Origin of the sequence: Adlercreutzia sp. ZJ154, from assembly GCF_011039055.1 — a bacterium.
In the GTDB taxonomy this organism is placed as follows: Bacteria; Actinomycetota; Coriobacteriia; order Coriobacteriales; family Eggerthellaceae; genus Adlercreutzia_A.
Genome location: NZ_JAAKEF010000021.1, coordinates 1 through 18,112, shown reverse-complemented (window position 1 = coordinate 18,112; position 18,112 = coordinate 1). Strand labels below are relative to the sequence as shown.

The following is an 18,112-nucleotide window of genomic DNA, read 5'->3' as shown; positions in this document are numbered from 1 at the left end:
GGTGTGGTGGATATGTCTATGCGGGTTGAACGCAGTGATGTTCAGCGGATAACAGGTTTTTAACTATTGGGTAGCGATTGGCTGTGGGCGAGAGATATTATCAAGTGCTTGCCTATTATGCATATAAACATTCTTTGACTACTGATTGGAATAAACATGACTGATAGGCTTGCAGCATTGTGTGCTCCAACTGTGCCGCATGATATTCCCGGGTTTCGCAATTTTGGACACATTAAGCTACGCGGTGTGACGAATGCAAGAGATTTAGGCGGCATGCCAGCGGCGGATGATCGGCGAATTGCGCGAAGGCGGCTGGTGCGTTCTAGTGCGCTGCACGATGCTACTTTGGAAGATATTAAGCAGCTGCTACATATGCATGAAGTTGATTGTGTGGTTGATTTTCGCACTAATTCTGAAGTGGAGAAGGATCCCGATCCGAAGCCTTTAATGAGCGGTGTGAAGTATGTGCATTTGCCGGTTTTCACTCAGGAGGCTGTGGGTATAACTGGCAGTGGACCTGCGCGAGACTTTCGCACGCTTGTAGCGTATATAGATAAGCCGTATGAAATGATAGAGGAGCTGTATCCGCGAAGCGTGTTGGGTGCAGCAGGCATTCGGGCGTATAGCGAATTTCTGCATGATTTATTGGATGCACCCAAGGGTGCTACGCTTTGGCACTGTACTCAGGGTAAAGATAGAACTGGTATGGCTACTGTGCTTGTGGAATATGCACTGGGTGTGCCTATGAAATATATTTTGAGCGACTACTTGGCTACAAATTTGTTTGTGCGTGGCTGGGCTGAAGTTCTAAGGTCGTTATTGGCTGATAAGACAGTTGCGCGCGGGTTGGATAACGATGTAAATGCTTATGCGTTTGCTAACAAGTGCTACTTTGAGGCGATGATGACGGCGGTCGCGAATTCGTATGGATCGTTGGACAATTATTTTGTTCGGGCGTTGGATTTTGGTCCTGATAAACAAGCGTATTTGCGAGATTTGTATTTGGTTTGACGGGTATGAAGGGCAGAGGCGCTTAGAGCGGGTGCTGGCATAGCGTGCGCTGCGGGTGGCGGGGTGTGGATGGCGGTGGGGTACAGATGATGGCGGAGTGTAGATGATGGCGGAGTGTAGATGATGGCGGAGTGTAGATGATAGCGGGGTACAGATGATGGCGGGATGCATATAGCTGCGGAGCACAGGTCAATCTTGCGGCAAATATGTCGCTTTGTCGGTATAATGATTGGGTTATTTCCCGCTGTAGAAAGGGTGCTCTGTGGCTGCAAATTCCGCAACTTCGCAACAAAAGGTAATAGTCGTAGATTTTGGTGCACAGTACGGGCAGTTGATTGCTCGGCGCGTGCGTGATTTGCATGTATACTCCGAGATTGTGCCGTGCGACATAACTGCGGCTGAGGTGACTGAGGCAGCACCTGCAGCAATAATATTGTCGGGCGGACCGGCTAGTGTGTATGCGGAAGATGCTCCTGCGATTGATCCGGGCATTTTAGAGCTGGGCATTCCCGTGCTGGGCTTTTGCTATGGGCAGCAGGCTATGGCGGTGGCTTTAGGTGGCGAAGTTGGTCATACTGAAAAGGGCGAGTATGGACCTGCGTCTTTGACGCGTTGCGATGGGGGCGGCGCTGGCGGTGCGGGTGATGATGCGGATGGCGCGAGTGGAGCGGCATCGGCGTTGTTTGGGGATACGCCTGCGCAGCAGACGGTATGGATGAGCCATCGCGATGCGGTTAGCCGCGTACCTGAAGGGTTTGTTGTAACTTCTCGAACCGATGTGTGTCCGGTGGCATCTATGGAGTGTGCCGAGCGACGGCTGTATGCAACGCAATTCCATCCCGAGGTGCGCCATACGCCGCATGGTCAGAAAATGTTGGCGAATTTCTTATTTGATATTTGCGGGCTTGTGCCGGATTGGACTATGGATTCTATTATTGAGGATTCAGTGGCGGCTATTCGCCAGACTGTGAGCGATAATCGTGTGATTTTGGGTCTTTCGGGTGGCGTGGACTCAAGTGTTGTGGCGGCGCTATGCGCGCGCGCTATTGGGAAGCAGCTGGTTTGTGTGTTTGTGAATCATGGTCTGCTTCGCAAGAATGAACCCGAAGAGGTTGAAGAGGTTTTTACGAAGCAGTTTGACGTGGATTTTGTGCACGTGCATGCCGAAGAGCGCTATGCGCAGCTGCTGGCAGGTGTTGTTGAGCCAGAGGAGAAGCGCCGTATTATTGGCACTCAGTTCTGGAAAGAATTTTTTGCGGTTGCCGAGGAATTGGATGGCGTGAAGTTTTTGGCGCAGGGTACGATTTATCCCGACATTATTGAGAGCGGCGCGCGCAAGACTGGCGGCAAGGCATCGACCATTAAGAGTCATCATAATTTGATTCCGTTTCCTGAGGGCGTACATTTTGATTTGATTGAGCCGTTGGATCATTTCTTTAAAGATGAGGTGCGCGCGTTGGGTACGGCGCTGGGTTTGCCCGATTATATTGTCCACAGGCAGCCGTTCCCGGGACCCGGTTTGGCTATTCGTATTATTGGCGATGTAACGCCTGAGAAATTGGAGATTTTGAAGAATGCGGATGCAATTGTGCGTGAAGAGTTGGATGCGTACAACGAGCGTTTGTTTGTTGAGAGTGGTGTGCGCAATGGTGAACACGTGCGCGATGTGGCTGGGGGTCCTGAAGTAGAGCGTGCAGTGTGGCAGTATTTCGCCGTGTTGCCAGATATTAAGAGCGTGGGTGTTATGGGGGATGAGCGCACATATGCGCGTCCGATTATTCTGCGTGCGGTGGAAAGCTCTGATGCGATGACTGCTGACTGGGCTAAGTTGCCTTATGATGTGTTGGCGCGTGTAAGTTCGCGCATTGTGGCTGAAGTGCCCGGCGTGAACCGCGTGGTGTACGACATAACCAGCAAGCCACCCGCTACGATTGAATGGGAGTGACGGAAAGTGGCATGCCACTCCCTAACGCCCTGTTCAGAGCGCTGATGCATCCTCGTTAGGCACTCGTTTTGCGTCATCAGAGCGTCATCGCGACGGGTGAAAATACACAATTTCCTATGGACTATCCAAGAGCTTTTTCGTTGGTCTATGTCGCTGTTTCTAATGCTTGATAAGCGGGTCCTCCTTGCTCCAGCCGTCTGAGACGATCATAGTCGCAAGGAGGACCGCTCGTGTGCGAGAGCGGATTGCTTAGTCCAGCTAAGCCCCGCATAGTCACTCATTCACGAAAAGCATAAAACTCGGAAGCCTGCGCATGCGGATTCGCTGACGAGATCTAGTCCCTTTCGAGATCTAGGATTCTCTCGACGGCATCTAAGTCCTCCTTGCCATACCTGGCGAAAGCGACCATTAGAGCCGAGAGCCACCTGATCTCGTCGAGAAGGATATCATCGTCGAGCTGAGCTGGAACCGTGAGCGCATCAAGTTTATTCGTAATTCGCTCGGCGTAGCATCTGAGGGATTTCGCCACACGGCTGCTCGGGACGATGACCACCTGTTTGTCGAGCGCTCGCCTCGTGAGACAGTCCTGCTTCGTGAGCCCGCTCAGACGCATCAGCTAGTCGATCTCGGCGACCTGTCCCGGCGTTAACCAGAAGGTTATTGTCTTGTACCTCTTTCGCGTTTCCTTTGGGCGGCTCATCGCATTCCTCCCTTCTGCTTCGAGCGCGTTGGATATGTCATGCTGCCTCGTCGGGAAGAGGTGTGCGTAGGTGTAGGTGACCGAGATTGAGGAGTGCCCTATCCTCTCTGCGATTGCAGGAGCTGGGAATCCGAGGTCTATGAGTAATGACACATGGCTATGACGCAGATCGTGCACGCGAATCCTGGGAAGGTCGACCTTCTCTACAACTGCGCGCATCTGCTTTCTCATCTTATCGTGCGTGAAGGGAAAGATCCTCTCGTGTGATTGAATGCCCTTGAGGTACATCACGGCGCTCAGCTCCTCTTCGAGGAATGGCGGCATCTGGATGACGCGCCTGGACGTGCTCGTTTTGGGCGAGCTCATCTCGTAATGGTTTCCGACCTTCGAGATGCCTCGTCTCACCATGATGACGCCTCGATTGAAATCAATATCATCACCGGTGAGCGCGAGCAGCTCTCCTAGATGAAGTCCGCACCAGTAAAGGATCTCGAACGCGTAATGCGCGATAGGGTCGTCCTCGATCTGCTTTGCGAAGGTGAGGTACTCTGCCTTTGTCCAGAAGCTCATCTCCTTGGCCTTCTTCTTTCCCATCTTGCGAAATCCCTTCATGGGGTTCCTCTCAAGCCGATAGAAGTTGGCTGCATGGTTTAAGATTGCGTCGAGCTGGTTGTTTATCGTTCTGAGATAGGTCGGCGAAAAGCGAGAACCGTCCTTTCTGCGCATAGTTCTCATGAGATCTTGCCAGAGCAGTATGTCTTGAGAGGAGAGCTCTTCGATGAATGTTGCACCCAGATACGGTTCGATCTTATCCTTGAAGAGAACCACCTTGTTCTCCCAGGTACTCGCGGCGACCGTAGGCTTGATGTCTCTGGCATAGACTCGAAAGAACTCGGAGAGAGTCAAGGTCCTGATATTCACCTCGGACTTGAGCTTGCGCTCCCATTCTTCCGCTTCTTCTTTGGTTTTGAAGCCTCGTTTGGTAGTGCGCTTTGGTATGCCGTTCGCGTCTTTGAACCGGCATGAAGAGATCCAGCAGTTTCTTGCTTTGTCTCTATAAATACTCATATTAACTTCCTTTCTCTTGGCTAGCTTTAGCACTATGTTCTATAGCCAGTCGCACTAACGCAAAGAAAGGACGCGGAATTATGAATTGATTGGTTTAAAACCCTATTTCCACTGGTTCTCGATTCGCAATTCGCGCAAACCAGGAAAGTTGAGGAACTCGGATGGATAGGCATCTTTGATTTCGCCACGTGCATTATGTCGTTGCGACCCAAGCATGATATAGCAGGCCTTTTTCGCGCGTGTTAATCCGACATAATGCATGGCAAGGGCTTGCCCATAGGCATCATATGGCAGCTCGTCGTATTTGTAAGGTGGCATGATAAATCGATATGATTCAAGGCAAAATACGATATCGAATTCTAGTCCTTTTGCTTTGTGATACGTAAGAATATTGACCTCGTTTTCCTGAGCCGGTCGAAACCCTCCTTGTATAAGATGAAGATCTTTTACAGTGTTTTCATACGCTTCAACATCACCTTCTTTTTCTGCATCAGGTTCACAAATGCGCGCAATGGAAATGGCTAAATCGCTACTGCTTACCAGATCATCTTCGCTTAGAGAAAAGTATTTATCCACAAGCTCGAGTCCTTGGTTGCGTACGGATTTCTTTGATTCAATGGATAAGTACTTATCTATAAAATCACCGCTAAAGTGTGCGCCATCGTAATAGCTAACCAATAAATCAGAAAATACATGTCTCCATTTACTGAATCCTGAATCGAGAGGAGTGTTAATGTACTGTTTCGAAGGAATTCCTATCTGGGCATTGAATAAGTTAAGAGCTGCATTTCCTGCGCCAATAAGAGCGACTTTTGAGCGGCAGTCAACGTCATATTTCTTCATTATTGCATCAATGTTTGTAGCAATGCCTTTGGCTAATACTGCTTCATCGCCTTGCATATGGATTGCAAAAACACGCCTATCTAACTTGTCTATTGGCTCTGATGGTATCTTCAGCAGAGCAAGCGAATACGCTTGAATGGAGTTATTACAGCGATGATTCCTTGTTAATTTGAAATGATGAAATTCGTCCTTTTTTTATCAGCTCAATAAGATGATCAGGCGATTTATCCGCAAACCGAAATATAGCCTGGTCGATATCTCCTACAACTACTCCACGTAAACCGTACGATACAAGTCTCTTGAAAATGAGATGTTGGCATAGGCCGCAGTCTTGATATTCATCAATAAAGACACTGGTATATTTAGATGAGACATAAATTCGCGCTTGAGGAACAGTATCCAGAATATAAAGTGTCATAGGGCCAATGGCACTAATTGGAATTGAGCCAGAAAGCAAAGATTCGTGAAGGAACGCTCTAACATCATTATCGTTTAAAGGACGCTTTGCTAGTTGAGACCATTCAGCGCAATCGCCATTTTCTACTATTTCAAAATCAGCACTTCGACCTGAAATATGCGATATAAAAGGGGAAATAATTTCGCTGATACAAAATTTGTCAATGGTCCCGAAGAAAGAAGATGCTCGATCAATACCGAACGAATCGCAACGTTCTTCAAGCTCGTCACTAGCCTTATTTGTATAAGAAATAGCAATTATGCCTTGATAAGAAAGGAGGTCAGAAGCCTCTTGCGCAATCATGCGGACTAATGTAAAAGTTTTCCCGCTTCCCGGGCGAGCAGTAACAACCGCATTACCCAAATGCTCGATAGCCGCCTGTTGCTCGGGGGTTGGACTACTGTTCAATCGATAAACCTCTTACCTGATTCTGAATATAACGGAGTGGTGCAACAATTGGATCATCACGAAGACATGCAAGTGCTGGATTTGAGCCAATGAACCTATGCATGTTTTCAGCTTTTCGCTCTTGCATTACCTTTACGGCCTCATCTGGGTCGCCTACCCCAAAGAACCTAACAAGTTCCTCGCTTAGAGGCCCAAAGGCCAAATCGTTTTCTAGATCTTTGTGGCCGGAGAGGAAAAGACCGTGCTTTTCAAACTCATCCACAAGTTCCTTTTCTGCATTTTTTGCGCTTTCGGGCATCTCTTCTGTAATTTCCCAAGAGAGATCGCCTTTTGTTTTTTCAATGAGGGTCATTAGATTCTCATCATCAATATACTTCTCTGCTAAATCAGCAACGCGCTTCACTCCCGCCAATCGCTTCTTAAAACCATCGCTGCCTTTGAATACGTCATTATCTGTGCGCAAGGCAAAAGGAATTCCGAGTTCGATACAAGTTCGTATATAAGGCTCGAACCCGACTCCATCTACTGAAAGAATAGAAATATTACTCTGGTCAATATTTCTATCTAAAACATGAGATACAGCTGTATAGAACAATCTTTCAGACGGACCTTCAACTAAAAGGACGCCATTAGAAAAGAAAACTTCCGTAGATACGGCATTGAGCCTGTAACCCATTTTTGCCAGAGCTTCATCGACGTTAGCGCTGCAGCCGCGTACTTGACTTCCCTCGATGTCGTGTCCTGTCAGCCTAAGAATCATTCCATTACTGAATTTTTCAACAATTTGTGGCGAATGAGTTGTTATCAGCACCTGCCCGTCAATAGCAGACGATAAGTAATCAGCTAAAGAACGTTGCTGATGAGGATGGAGATGCGCCTCCGGTTCTTCTATTGCGAAAATCACGGCCTTTTCACGACGTTTAATAAGCTGCTGTTCGGACATCCAAGTTGCGAAGTATAGCTGGTTGCCGCGCCCGTCTCCGCCAAACACCAATGGAGAATCTCCGCGAAGATAGGTTAGTTGTAAGTTGTCAAGCAACTTATTCGCATCTGTGTTCCCCGCAACGAGCTTGGCGGTATATCCATCATTTCCTATTGAAAGAGCACTCATTTCTTCGTTTACTATGGAAAGAGAGTCATTAATATAGTGCAAGTTACTAATCTGATCGTTTAGCTCAATAAGGTCATCCTGAATCCTTTTAACCGATTCGTCATCCGCTGACGCTTGCTCATCGTCTCTTTGATCACGCGCAATTGCTAACAATTTGTTCTGCTGACGCTTAAGAAACGCAGAGAGATCTCTATTGCTTCCAACGTATTCAATCGCCAAATTCTTTATATAGGGTCGACCATTGCAAGGCTCTAACGTTTCTAGAGAATGACCCATGAAGAATTCATAGTCGCTTTCTGCGCTTAAAGAAAACCTGATGTATGCGATTCCATCGTCAACAGCGCCCTTTAGGGCGCTGTTGACATAGTCTTCAGAGATATCCTCCAATTTGGCCGTGATTTCAATAGAGTCAGCGCAGGAATAAATATTGAAATCAGTGCTGCTTAATTCCAGGTTACGGGAACTTAGGGACGGGTCAAAAAGAATCCTCAATGCATAAAGCAGATTGGTTTTACCGGTATCGTTTCCTCCAATAATGAGGGTCTTGTCATTGAAATGGATGGTTTCGTTGATAAAGTTTCTGAATCCTTTGATATGAAGCTCACTTATTTTCAACTCTCAAAACCTCTGTCTTTAACGGGGCACACAACACGTGCCTAAGCAACTGTTGCAACATCCAATTTCAAACCAAATGCTTTAACGACCTTTTGCACTGTATCAAACGACGGATTCCCCGTAGGAGAGAGGGCCTTATAAAGACCATCGCGAGTGATCCCAGTCTCCTTTGAGAGCTGGGTCATTCCCTTTGCACGGGCAATGTCGCCAAGAGCAGCCGCGATCACTGAAGTATCGCCATCTTCTAAGGCAGCGTTGAGGTAGGCTGCCATGTCTTCTTCTGTCGCTAGATACTCGGATGCATCCCATTTGGTTGCTTTCTTCATCTTCGTCTCCGTCACTCGTATTCTGTGTTGATCTTCTTTGCTTTTTCGATATCTTTCTGTTGCGATGACTTATCGCCGCCAATCAAAAGTAGGAGCAACTCCTTGCCACGTTGCGAGTAGTACACGCGATATCCTGGACCATAGTCGATGCGAAGCTCATATACGCCATCGCCAACTGACTTAGCGTCTCCAAGATTTCCAGTCAGCTCGATGCGCTTGAGTCGCACATTTATACGTGCTCGAGCGTCGATGTCTTTTAGACGCTTAAGCCATTTCACAAACTCTTCTGTCTGAACTAAATCTATCATGCAGTAATTGTATACTCTATTCTACACTTAGTCAAATTATGTTGAGAACGCCCAGTTCAGAAACATTGGGACAGTTGTCCCAATGGCTTTTTCTTCGATAATTCTAGATGCGGTTTACTCCTTTTGGCGATTTCGGCCGCCTTGCCCGGATTTGTAATCACTTTGTAATCATCCTGGTTCTTCTAGGTGGCTTGCAGAAGAAAGCCCAGTTCAGTGTTGGGGGATAAACGATGCGCCGAAACTTGCAGAATAGAGCGCACTCAGACGGGTTCGGAGCAGAATGACGAGCCTTTCCGAGGGCGATTTTACTCCAAAAGCGGCTTGCCACGGGTATGCCTAGCCATCGCCGTTTCGCTCTCTGTCCGCCTCGCAAAGACCCTGTTCAGGCTCTGATTCGAGGGTAACGGAGCGCTTCTCCAAGACAACTCGCGCAGTGTGCTGACGTTACTGCCCGCATGGACGAAATCGGACACTTGTGTTGCTGATACAGAGAATGCGTTTTCGCGCGAGCATTCGTCGTGGCTTTCAAGAAAGGACAACTAAGCGTGCTGCATGATGCGTCTGCAGGTTCACGACAATATGTAATTGATGATGCAATTATGTTAAAGTTGCTTTAATATAATTGCATCATGGAAGCGATAACCGACATAGAGAAGCTCCGCGAGGTCGCTCTCGACCAGCATGGGTTCGTCACCTCCTCCCAGACCGAAGAGGTGGGAGTATCCCGTCCGTCGCTCAGCTACCTCGTCAAACATGAACGCATAGATCGCCTCGAGCGAGGAATCTACCGCATTCCCCAGGTGAGCGCTACAGAGAACGATATCTACCAACTGGCGCTCCTTTGGGCGGGTGACGGCGCGTTCTTGAGCCATGATTCGGCTCTTGCCGCTTGGGACATCTGCGACATCAACCCGACCGTGATCCATGTGACCGTTCCGAAAAAAAGGCGCGTTCAGAAGCAAGGGTGCAGGAACGTGGTTCTCCATAGAGACGATGTTTCTGCGGGCGATCTCAAATGGTGGGACGGGATGCGGGTGGCATCCCCCTTCCTCTCTATCCGTCAATCGATCGAAAGGGGAGTTTCCTCCCATGTCATCGCACAAGCGATTGAACAAGGACATGCACGCGGGCTGATAGATAACAAGCAAGCGGCTAAGCTCGAAGCTGAATTGGAGGCGCGTGGAAGTGCAGGAAAATGATTTCTCGAAGAGACTCGAAGGTCTCAAGCCCAGAGGGAAGGAGCCTAGGAGCCGCAGCGTCCTCTATAGGGTAACGGGGACGTAGCCTATAATTAGTAAAATATCGCTTATCTATCTTTTTTGATAGAAACACGCAACTAAGCGGAAGTGATTTCGTGTCAGTATTCCGGCCTTGGGGGTAAGAATCGGTGACCATTTACTTTAATACAGCGTTGACGGATATTGCGCGAAGCCTTATTGAAACTAAAAGTTCATTTGATAGGATAAAGGCAGGAGACGATATTGGCCAGATATGCTCAATGGTGAATGCGCTGAGGAGCTATTGCAACGGATATGGGCACGATATTACAGCTGCGAAACAGTTAGATAGGCGAATTCGCCAAGAATACCCTGTAATCGATAGCATTGATCGTTTTCCATCGCCGAGGACATTGTATGCGCCGACGGTCAAGCCGATGTCTGAGGCCGATTCGGTGATAAACAACTTAAAGCAAGATTACTACGGAATCATGTTTGACGTCTTGCTCAAAGAGGGGTTTGTTCGGGATTTGAACGATTTTGTGGATTGGGTTGGGTAGGCTTTTCGGTTATTCGTTTGCGGCGGTCTCATGGTGATGGATAACGAGTGACGTCACGGTCTTTTGCGTACTTAGGTGGCAACGCAATTCGGGTGCGAAAGGTTATTTGCGACTATAAATCCTAAGTTACAAAAATTGCCTTGTGCAATTATGGCAGAACAATACCAATAGTGGTATAGTTCTGCCATGAGCTATTATGATGACATATACGAGATCGCGGTGGACAACTACTACCTCATATCCACCGAGGATGCCACCGAGGCGGGGATACCGCCCGTCGAGCTTGCCAAGCTTGCCCACCGCGGAAAGCTGGAGAACATCTCCCGCGGGCTCTATCGACTGACCAGGTACGTCCCGAGCGACTACGACCCCTACGCCATCGCGGTTGCGCGTTTGGGCAGCCGGGCATACCTCTATGGTGAATCCGTGATCGGCATGCTGGACCTCGCCCCGACGGACCCCAGCCGCATATTCGTCGCCACGCCAGCGCGAACGAGAAGGAAGCTTTCCCCCGGTATTCGCGTGAAGAAGCCAGGCAAGAAAGACGTTGTGACACGCTACGAGGGAATCCCCTCCCAGAATGTGGCCACGGCCATTCGCGCGGCCAGGCAGACGATGATGGATGAGAGACTGCTCGCTGCTGCGAAAGAGGCGAAGGCCAAGGGATATCTCACCACGCAAGAGTACGAAGAGCTGAAAAGGGAAATGGAGTGGCGATGAAGAGACCTAACAGCGTCAGAAACCTGGATATGGCGATCCGCCGCTTCGGCGCAAGCGAAGAAGACTACCTGGAGAACCGCACCGCAATAGCTAACGCGATCGTCGGGCAGATGCTGAGGGGCGCCGTGATGAAGGGCGGTTCGTCCCTCAAGATTCGCTTCGGCGCCGCGGGAACGAGGGCCACGACCGACCTCGATGCCGCGAGGTCGGTTGGTCGGGACGAGTTCTCCGACGGCTTCTCCCGGCGCCTCGTGGATGGCTGGGAGGGTTTCACGGGCCGACTCGTAGAAATGCCCAAAGCCCGCCCCAAGAACGTCCCCGGTCCCTACGTCATGCAGCCCTACGCGGTGAAGCTGAGCTATCTTGGCAAGCCTTGGTGCACCGTGACGTTCGAGCTCGGCCACAACGAGATCGGCGATGCCGACAATGCTGACTTCGTTGTGCCAAAGGATGCAGCGAGAATGCTCGAGGCGATGGCGTTTCCAGAGCCAGCCCCCGTACCCCTCATGACTCTGCGCTACCAGATCGCCCAGAAGCTCCATGGCGCGAGCGAGCCAAACAGCCAGCGTGCCCATGACCTGATCGATCTTCAGCTCATCATCTCGAACGGCGAGATCGATCTACATGACGTGAGGGAGGTGTGCGAGCGCCTCTTCTCGTACAGACGAAAGCAGGAGTGGCCACCAGTAATCATGAAGGACGATGCGTGGGACTCCCTCTACTCGGAGGCTGCCGCTGACCTTGACGTCTTGCCCGGCGCGGATGAGGCCGTTGCCTGGGCCAACGACCTCATCCGTCGCATCGCCACTGCGTAGAGATGCGCGCACTGAAATCCGCCATACTATCAAGCTCGGTGAGCACTCGCAAATCCCCTGCGACCATTGGTACTGGGGAAACAGGGAGTAAATCAAGGGAGTAGTCGTGCTTTTCGGGTTAAAATGGCTTGCAAAGCGGGTTTTGTAATCACCCCAGTGATTACAAAATGATTCGGATTTGACGGTAAGGGACGTACCACGATGAACTACATAACACTCAATGACACGGATTTGAATAACTCTACCATCGAATGGGAGTAGCCGAGAGGCTATCGACTCCTTTAAATCAAGCATCCAATTGGTTCGAGAGTAAAATGAAAACCATCTGTCGGACACTTTGCAATTTGCGGTTTAAGCCATCCTTATTCTCAAGCGATTGCTTTTTTCGAGTTCGCAAATAGCTTGTTCGACTTGAATTTTAGAGAAAGGTATCTCATGGGGGTTTTCTCCAAGCTATTCGGAAAAGACGGAAATGATAATTCCGCTAACACCCAATCAATGCATAATTCCATCACTCGCGCACTGGCTGGCGTCGTCTATTACGATTCAACAATGGGGCAATTTGCTCGAGCCCTCAGAGACAAAGAGTCGGAAGAGAAAATTAACAGCGTTGTATCTTCCCTGATTCAAGCCCTAATGAAAAATGGATCTGTCAGCGGAAAAGAGACTATTGAATCTTTGGTTGGAGACAAGGTTGAAAGGCTTCATAATAGCGGACTTAAGATCAAGGATTTGAACCCCTGCCTGATTAGCTTCCTTGTTTGGGCGGTAGATGACGCAAAGAAGCTAGGGTTAGACAAAGAAATAATCGATTTGCTGTTCTACGCTTTTTCGACATTCGCAGATACCGTAACCAGCGAGGAAGACAGCACAAACATAATTCGTCTAGCAACAGAAGGTTCGATGAAATACGAGCTTATCGCGAGCTATGTTGATACCGGAACCAAATCCCCTGAGTATGATTCGATAATCAATGACGAGAATAACTCGAATCCCGACGAAGACGCTTTCTCGCCTAATCCAAGAACGAGCGTCTCCTCACCAGTGCTCAGCAATGCCGACGATGCAGGGTCGCAAAAGGCAACTCCGCTGTTCAACGCGGCAATCAATCACGATTTCCTTTCGGTCCATGAGGCCCTTGTGCAAGGCGCTAATCCAAACATTCGAAGCCTTGTGGGCTACAAGGCGAACCCGTATTCGATTGACAGCGAACCAGGAATCCATGACAAAGCTCTTAATATTATGAGGAGGCAAGCACTCGATAAGACCAGATGGCCTCAGCTTTTCTATAAACCAGAGCTCGGCTTCACAAACTTGTATTTCCCCGCGATGGAGGGCGATATCGTCATAACTCACCTCCTTCTCGAAGCTGGGGCAGACCCCAACGCGCGCTCACTCAACGGATTGTTTCCGCTATACACCGCCGCAGAACATGGTCACATCAACGTTGTAAAAGAACTTATCGAGCATGGTGCCGACGTAAACCAAACCACTCCGAAAGGTTGCACGGCGTTATTGAACGCTGCGGAGGAAGGTCAAGGCGATGTTGTTGTCTACCTTCTTAAGCATGGCGCCGACCCACGAATTGCAAACGAATTCGGCAAGACGCCCCTGCAGGGTGCCGAAGAATTCGGCCACGATAGTTTAGCCGCTCTTATATACAACTACGAAGTACTCGGAGAAATGCCGAGGCCTCCTTTTGACGATGACATCTACTCTTGGAGCCGCAATATCATAGGGCGCGACGTCTCTGAGCGAGAATTCCTCGCGGCAAACTCGTTGATGCTTATCAACAGCCTGGATTCCGCCAAGGACACCGCAAAGGACGGCCCCAAACCTTCAATCGCAGTTGCAATAGCTAACGGAGACCTCGAACAACTCTCGAGAGCCATCGAGTCTGGCTGTGACGTCAACGCGAAATACGTCCATGCGGGAAAACGGATTACGCCAATAGTCGAGGCTGCTCTTGCCAACAGATACGAACTGGTCGAGGTCTTGCTTAACGCTGGCGCAGATCCGAATATCTCTCAGGACAACGGGGAAACTGCTTTGATGAATGCGGCCCAAAATGGTAATTTCTCGATTGTTTCCGCACTCCTCGAAGCAGGAGCTGACCCGAATGCTGTTTCCTATGCAGGTACCGCGCTTGCCTTAGCAGACAACATCGCAATTATTTTCGAATTGTGCCAGAAGGGCGCTGACCCCAACATTGGTGACCGCGACAACGACCTGCCAATCATCGGCTTCATCGATCAGAACAGGTACGAAGCTGTACTCGCGCTCATGATTTGCGGTACAAATCTGGATCACAGAAACAACGACGGTGAATCCGTGGTTGAGCACGCCCAGAAACACGGAAGATCAGACGTTCGTGATTTGGTAGTCGACGGAAAGCTGCGTGGCGCAACCTCTTGCAATGCGAGACTGGACCAATCTAGGGCGATTCTTGAGAATAGAATCAACAAGCTGATTGGACTCTCTTACCCGCTCAATTATTTCACCTCTTGCGAATCCCAGAAATACCAAGAAATGATTACGGATTCCCAGAGATCAAGAGCGCGTCAAGCGAGAGAGCTCGTTGACGAAGCGGTCAACAAGAAACGCAACGGCGACTTGGAAGCAGCAAACGCTTTGTACATAGAGGCGACGGCGGATGATGACATTCTTGTCGTTGACACCGTTTGGGGCTGGTTCAAAGTGCTCTTGCTTTCCAAGAATTTTGAAGACGCATACCTAATCCTCAGGTACTATCACGCCCTTGCGGCTAGCAAGAACCATCTTCTCAAAAACGAAGGTGAGCTGGATTTCGATAACACCTTCATTTCCAGCAGCTTTTTAACTCTCGAGTTCGACGCATTCACTGCGTTTTACCAGGCAACCAACACTTGGCCAATGGATAAGGAGGCTGTCGAAGAGAAGATTTCTGCTTTTGGAGGAAGCAATCTGTGGGCGAATTACCACTTGTCGCCAGATCAGTACGACTGCTTCATCAGATTCTTTGGCTATCCGGAAATGTATGAGCTGAACGGAGATGCCGAAGAGTTGTCTGAAGAGGAAAAGATTGAGTTGGCGGTATCTGCTGGAGACCCAGAAGCTCATGTGAAGCTCGCAAAAATGATCTACAAAACTGACCGAGAGAGAGCGATAGCGCTATGTGAACGCGCAGTCGAACTTGGCGACCCTAATGACGACGGATCTTTCTTCTTGGCGTGGCTTATTAGCGATAGCGACCCTGGAAAAGCACGCGGACTATACGAGAAATGTGTTGAAAATGGACGCCATTATGGAGCGGCGAACAACCTCGGCCTCCTGATCGAGAAAGACAACCCCGAGAGGGCGATTCAGCTCTATCAGATGGCGGTTGACGCCGGAAATACGCTTAATGCAGCAAGAAATCTTGCCACGCTAATAAGAGACCGGGATCCGGAAAAGGCTAAGGAACTGTACAGGATGGCCATTGATGCCGGAGATGAATACGCTTCAACATTCCAGCTAGCCATGCTTATTGAAGGCGAAGACCCAAACGGTGCTGTTGAGTTATACAAGCGCTCCATTGAGGCTGGCGACAAACGCGCGTCTTCTGCAAGAGCAGCAGAGCTGCTGAAGGGCACTGATCCGATGCAAGCAGCGGACTTGTTCCGGATGTCTGCAGAAGCGGGCAACGTAGAAGCGTACGCAAAGCTCGCTCGAATCGTGTACGAAACCGATAGAAACAAAGCTATCGAAGCATGCGAGCAAGCTGTACACAAGGGGGATGTCAACGATGGAGCCTTCTTCCTGGCATGGCTGCTAGAGAGTGCCGATGTTGAGCGATCTAAGCAACTTTACCAGCTGTGCATCGATAACGGGAATGCTTACGGCGCAGGCAGGAACCTTGGACACCTCCTCAAGGCAACCGAACCCGAGAAGGCTGCAATCGCATACGAGAAGGCCATCGAGTCCGGAAACAAGGACATGAGAGTGCCTCTCGCTAGGTTGATTTACGAGAACGATCGACAGAAGGCAGTCGACCTTTGCGAGCAGGCTGTTGCGGACGGCGATGTGAACCACGGAGCCTTCTTCCTGGCATGGCTGCTAGAGAGCACCGACGTCGAGCGCTCTAAAGAGTTGTATCAGGTATGCATAGACAACGGGTACGCCTACGGCGCAGGCAGGAACCTCGGCAACTTGCTAAGGGAGAGCAGCCCGGACGAGGCGTTGACTGCGTACAATGCCGCGCTCAAATGCGACAACGAAGAGGTGTACTTCAATATTGGTCTCGTCCAGATGTATAAGAATACAGATTTGGCAATCGAGGCTTACAACAAGGCGATTGCCGCTGGATTTACTGGCGCATCAAGCGTAAACCTCGCGCATATCTACATGCTTAGCAACCCTTCCAAGGCAAAGGAACTATACGAAACTGGCGCTAAAGAGGGAGAGACTGAGGCGCTTATCGGTTTGGTTCTTCTTGAGAGCCAGGATGGCAACAACGTAACTCAGAAGTATCTCGATGAGATCAAATCGAGAGCTAATGCCAAGGAGTCTTTCGAGTTCATGATTGACTACTTTGAAAGATTCGACAGCGCCCTTGCCGAACGCGTGAAATTACTTTCAGAAAAATAACGCCAAAGACTATGGACCCGCAATGCGGGCCCATTAATATGCGCGACTATCAAAGGGCAAGCTGTTCTGTTCATAGTTGTATCGCATAGACGACTGTCCGCGAGTTGTTGGTCTCGTAAGAGCATGTGACGAAGGCGAATACCTGCTTCCCGAGATATCCCTTATCGAGCACGACCTCACTTTCCGCCTCCTCTGCGGCCATATATTGCTCCGAACGCATTTCTGAATGCACTCAGAAGCTTTCTCAACGCAAGGATCGATGCCGATAGGGAGAACGTCGAGTTGAAGAGAGCGGAGATCGAGCAGTTTGAAATAGCCCTTCTCCTTCTTGATGATGCAGATGAAATCAAATCGTTTGACTGTAGCTATGAAGGCCCATTGACCGGGCTCAAATTATTTTTCGAAGAAAAGTCAGTAGGTGATTATTCTCTAGTTATCGATCGGGAGGCAAGAACCGTGGCCAGCGCGAACAGGCTCGGTTTCACTAATGTCTCGGAAGGTGAATCGAAGGATCTTTTTGCCTTGCAGATGGCTGATATTCTTGCAGGTCTCGTGGCTAAACTAATGAAGGCCCTGTCGCAAGGTCTTAGATACCGCAACGTAGAAGAGACAACAAGAAAAAAGCTCCTGGACGAGGGATGGTTCAAGCTTACGGACGAACGCTTCGAGCTTTATAGGAGTTTCTATAGAGTTGCAATGCGTCTTAATAATGCATGGAACAAGATATATTCGGGCGTATATACCGACGACTTAATTTGCTTTACGACCCTCCTGGCATTCGTTAATAGTTTTTCTTCTGCGAACGAGCTGAGACGCAATTTGAAAATGAGACCTGAGCATTACAACGCCGCAGTATGCGACGAGCTCATTCGCCATTACTCCATCATCAAAAACAGGCGGTCTTGATCGTATGTGTCCCAATGCAATGTGAGTCTGACAGTTCACAACAATACACAATCAATGATGCAATTATGTTAAAGTTGCTTTAATATAATTGCATCATGGAAGCGATAACCGACATAGAGAAGCTCCGCGAGGTCGCTCTCGACCAACATGGGTTCGTCACCTCCTCCCAGGCCGAGGAGGTGGGAGTATCCCGTCCGTCGCTCAGCTACCTCGTCAAACATGAACGCATAGATCGCCTCGAGCGAGGAATCTACCGCATTCCCCAGGTGAGCGCTACAGAGAACGATATCTACCAACTGGCGCTCCTTTGGGCGGGTGACGGCGCGTTCTTGAGCCATGATTCGGCTCTTGCCGCTTGGGACATCTGCGACATCAACCCGACCGTGATCCATGTGACCGTTCCGAAAAAAAGGCGCGTTCAGAAGCAAGGGTGCAGGAACGTGGTTCTCCATAGAGACGATGTTTCTGCGGGCGATCTCAAATGGTGGGACGGGATG

The 18,112-nt window shown here is 49.5% G+C and carries 16 protein-coding genes; 9 read left to right on the top strand and 7 right to left on the bottom strand.

The features are described 5' to 3' along the window. The first annotated feature begins 156 nt into the window (after positions 1-156). Both G7Y37_RS08050 and guaA read left to right on the top strand, forming a co-directional pair. Positions 157-1,011, top strand: a complete 855-nt coding sequence (locus G7Y37_RS08050; protein WP_165062955.1) for a tyrosine-protein phosphatase — start codon at positions 157-159, stop codon at positions 1,009-1,011. 262 nt (positions 1,012-1,273) lie between these two features. Continuing rightward, entirely contained in the window at positions 1,274-2,956 is a 1,683-nt protein-coding gene (gene guaA, locus G7Y37_RS08045; RefSeq protein WP_165062954.1) for a glutamine-hydrolyzing GMP synthase, read from the top strand. A 334-nt stretch (positions 2,957-3,290) separates the two neighbouring features. Here the strand turns inward: guaA and G7Y37_RS08040 are convergent, their stop codons facing one another. From G7Y37_RS08040 to G7Y37_RS08010, 7 genes are all read right to left on the bottom strand, one after another. Beyond that, positions 3,291-3,569 carry a hypothetical protein gene (locus G7Y37_RS08040; RefSeq protein ID WP_206214140.1) on the bottom strand — a complete coding sequence of 93 codons (279 nt, stop codon included), beginning with the start codon at positions 3,567-3,569 and terminating at the stop codon, positions 3,291-3,293. Between the two features lie 3 nt (positions 3,570-3,572). Next, complete coding sequence (locus G7Y37_RS08035; protein ID WP_165062952.1) at positions 3,573-4,724, bottom strand: site-specific integrase; 1,152 nt, start codon at positions 4,722-4,724, stop codon at positions 3,573-3,575. Positions 4,725-4,826: 102 nt separating this feature from the next. Beyond that, complete coding sequence (locus tag G7Y37_RS08030; protein ID WP_165062951.1) at positions 4,827-5,624, bottom strand: 3'-5' exonuclease; 798 nt, start codon at positions 5,622-5,624, stop codon at positions 4,827-4,829. A gap of 88 nt (positions 5,625-5,712) precedes the next feature. Further along, positions 5,713-6,432 carry a UvrD-helicase domain-containing protein gene (locus G7Y37_RS08025; RefSeq protein WP_165062950.1) on the bottom strand — a complete coding sequence of 240 codons (720 nt, stop codon included), beginning with the start codon at positions 6,430-6,432 and terminating at the stop codon, positions 5,713-5,715. Further along, positions 6,422-8,158 carry an ATP-dependent endonuclease gene (locus tag G7Y37_RS08020; RefSeq protein ID WP_165062949.1) on the bottom strand — a complete coding sequence of 579 codons (1,737 nt, stop codon included), beginning with the start codon at positions 8,156-8,158 and terminating at the stop codon, positions 6,422-6,424. The genes G7Y37_RS08025 and G7Y37_RS08020 overlap by 11 nt, the downstream gene beginning before the upstream one ends. Before the next feature lie 41 nt (positions 8,159-8,199). Continuing rightward, positions 8,200-8,484, bottom strand: a complete 285-nt coding sequence (locus G7Y37_RS08015; RefSeq protein ID WP_165062948.1) for an addiction module antidote protein — start codon at positions 8,482-8,484, stop codon at positions 8,200-8,202. 11 nt (positions 8,485-8,495) lie between these two features. Beyond that, positions 8,496-8,792, bottom strand: a complete 297-nt coding sequence (locus G7Y37_RS08010; protein WP_165062947.1) for a type II toxin-antitoxin system RelE/ParE family toxin — start codon at positions 8,790-8,792, stop codon at positions 8,496-8,498. Positions 8,793-9,421: 629 nt separating this feature from the next. On the opposite strand from G7Y37_RS08010, the gene G7Y37_RS08005 reads away from it, so the two are divergent. The 7 genes from G7Y37_RS08005 to G7Y37_RS07975 form a co-directional block, all read left to right on the top strand. Beyond that, positions 9,422-9,991, top strand: coding sequence for a type IV toxin-antitoxin system AbiEi family antitoxin domain-containing protein (locus tag G7Y37_RS08005; protein WP_165062946.1), 570 nt, complete (start codon positions 9,422-9,424; stop codon positions 9,989-9,991). 188 nt (positions 9,992-10,179) lie between these two features. Further along, the gene (locus tag G7Y37_RS08000) at positions 10,180-10,569 is read left to right on the top strand and encodes a hypothetical protein (RefSeq protein WP_165062945.1); all 390 of its coding nucleotides are present in this window, start codon (positions 10,180-10,182) and stop codon (positions 10,567-10,569) included. Between the two features lie 186 nt (positions 10,570-10,755). Continuing rightward, positions 10,756-11,289 carry a type IV toxin-antitoxin system AbiEi family antitoxin domain-containing protein gene (locus G7Y37_RS07995; protein ID WP_165062944.1) on the top strand — a complete coding sequence of 178 codons (534 nt, stop codon included), beginning with the start codon at positions 10,756-10,758 and terminating at the stop codon, positions 11,287-11,289. Then, positions 11,286-12,104 carry a nucleotidyl transferase AbiEii/AbiGii toxin family protein gene (locus G7Y37_RS07990; RefSeq protein WP_165062943.1) on the top strand — a complete coding sequence of 273 codons (819 nt, stop codon included), beginning with the start codon at positions 11,286-11,288 and terminating at the stop codon, positions 12,102-12,104. The genes G7Y37_RS07995 and G7Y37_RS07990 overlap by 4 nt, the downstream gene beginning before the upstream one ends. A gap of 435 nt (positions 12,105-12,539) precedes the next feature. Beyond that, positions 12,540-16,709: an ankyrin repeat domain-containing protein gene (locus G7Y37_RS07985; RefSeq protein ID WP_165062942.1), complete on the top strand. Its 4,170-nt coding sequence runs from the start codon at positions 12,540-12,542 to the stop codon at positions 16,707-16,709. A 282-nt stretch (positions 16,710-16,991) separates the two neighbouring features. Continuing rightward, entirely contained in the window at positions 16,992-17,615 is a 624-nt protein-coding gene (locus G7Y37_RS07980) for a hypothetical protein (RefSeq protein ID WP_165062941.1), read from the top strand. Between the two features lie 95 nt (positions 17,616-17,710). Beyond that, a partial coding sequence (locus G7Y37_RS07975) for a type IV toxin-antitoxin system AbiEi family antitoxin domain-containing protein (protein WP_165062940.1) occupies positions 17,711-18,112 on the top strand: 402 nt, incomplete at its 3' end.

Coding starts and splice junctions, on each gene's coding strand:
- G7Y37_RS08050 (WP_165062955.1), top strand. CDS start 157: ATGACTGATAGGCTTGCAGCATTGTGTGCTCCAACTGTGCCGCATGAT.
- G7Y37_RS08010 (WP_165062947.1), bottom strand. CDS start 8,792: ATGATAGATTTAGTTCAGACAGAAGAGTTTGTGAAATGGCTTAAGCGT.
- G7Y37_RS07990 (WP_165062943.1), top strand. CDS start 11,286: ATGAAGAGACCTAACAGCGTCAGAAACCTGGATATGGCGATCCGCCGC.
- G7Y37_RS08035 (WP_165062952.1), bottom strand. CDS start 4,724: ATGAGTATTTATAGAGACAAAGCAAGAAACTGCTGGATCTCTTCATGC.
- G7Y37_RS08030 (WP_165062951.1), bottom strand. CDS start 5,624: ATGCAAGGCGATGAAGCAGTATTAGCCAAAGGCATTGCTACAAACATT.
- G7Y37_RS08015 (WP_165062948.1), bottom strand. CDS start 8,484: ATGAAGAAAGCAACCAAATGGGATGCATCCGAGTATCTAGCGACAGAA.
- G7Y37_RS08040 (WP_206214140.1), bottom strand. CDS start 3,569: ATGCGTCTGAGCGGGCTCACGAAGCAGGACTGTCTCACGAGGCGAGCG.
- G7Y37_RS07995 (WP_165062944.1), top strand. CDS start 10,756: ATGAGCTATTATGATGACATATACGAGATCGCGGTGGACAACTACTAC.
- G7Y37_RS07985 (WP_165062942.1), top strand. CDS start 12,540: ATGGGGGTTTTCTCCAAGCTATTCGGAAAAGACGGAAATGATAATTCC.
- G7Y37_RS08005 (WP_165062946.1), top strand. CDS start 9,422: ATGGAAGCGATAACCGACATAGAGAAGCTCCGCGAGGTCGCTCTCGAC.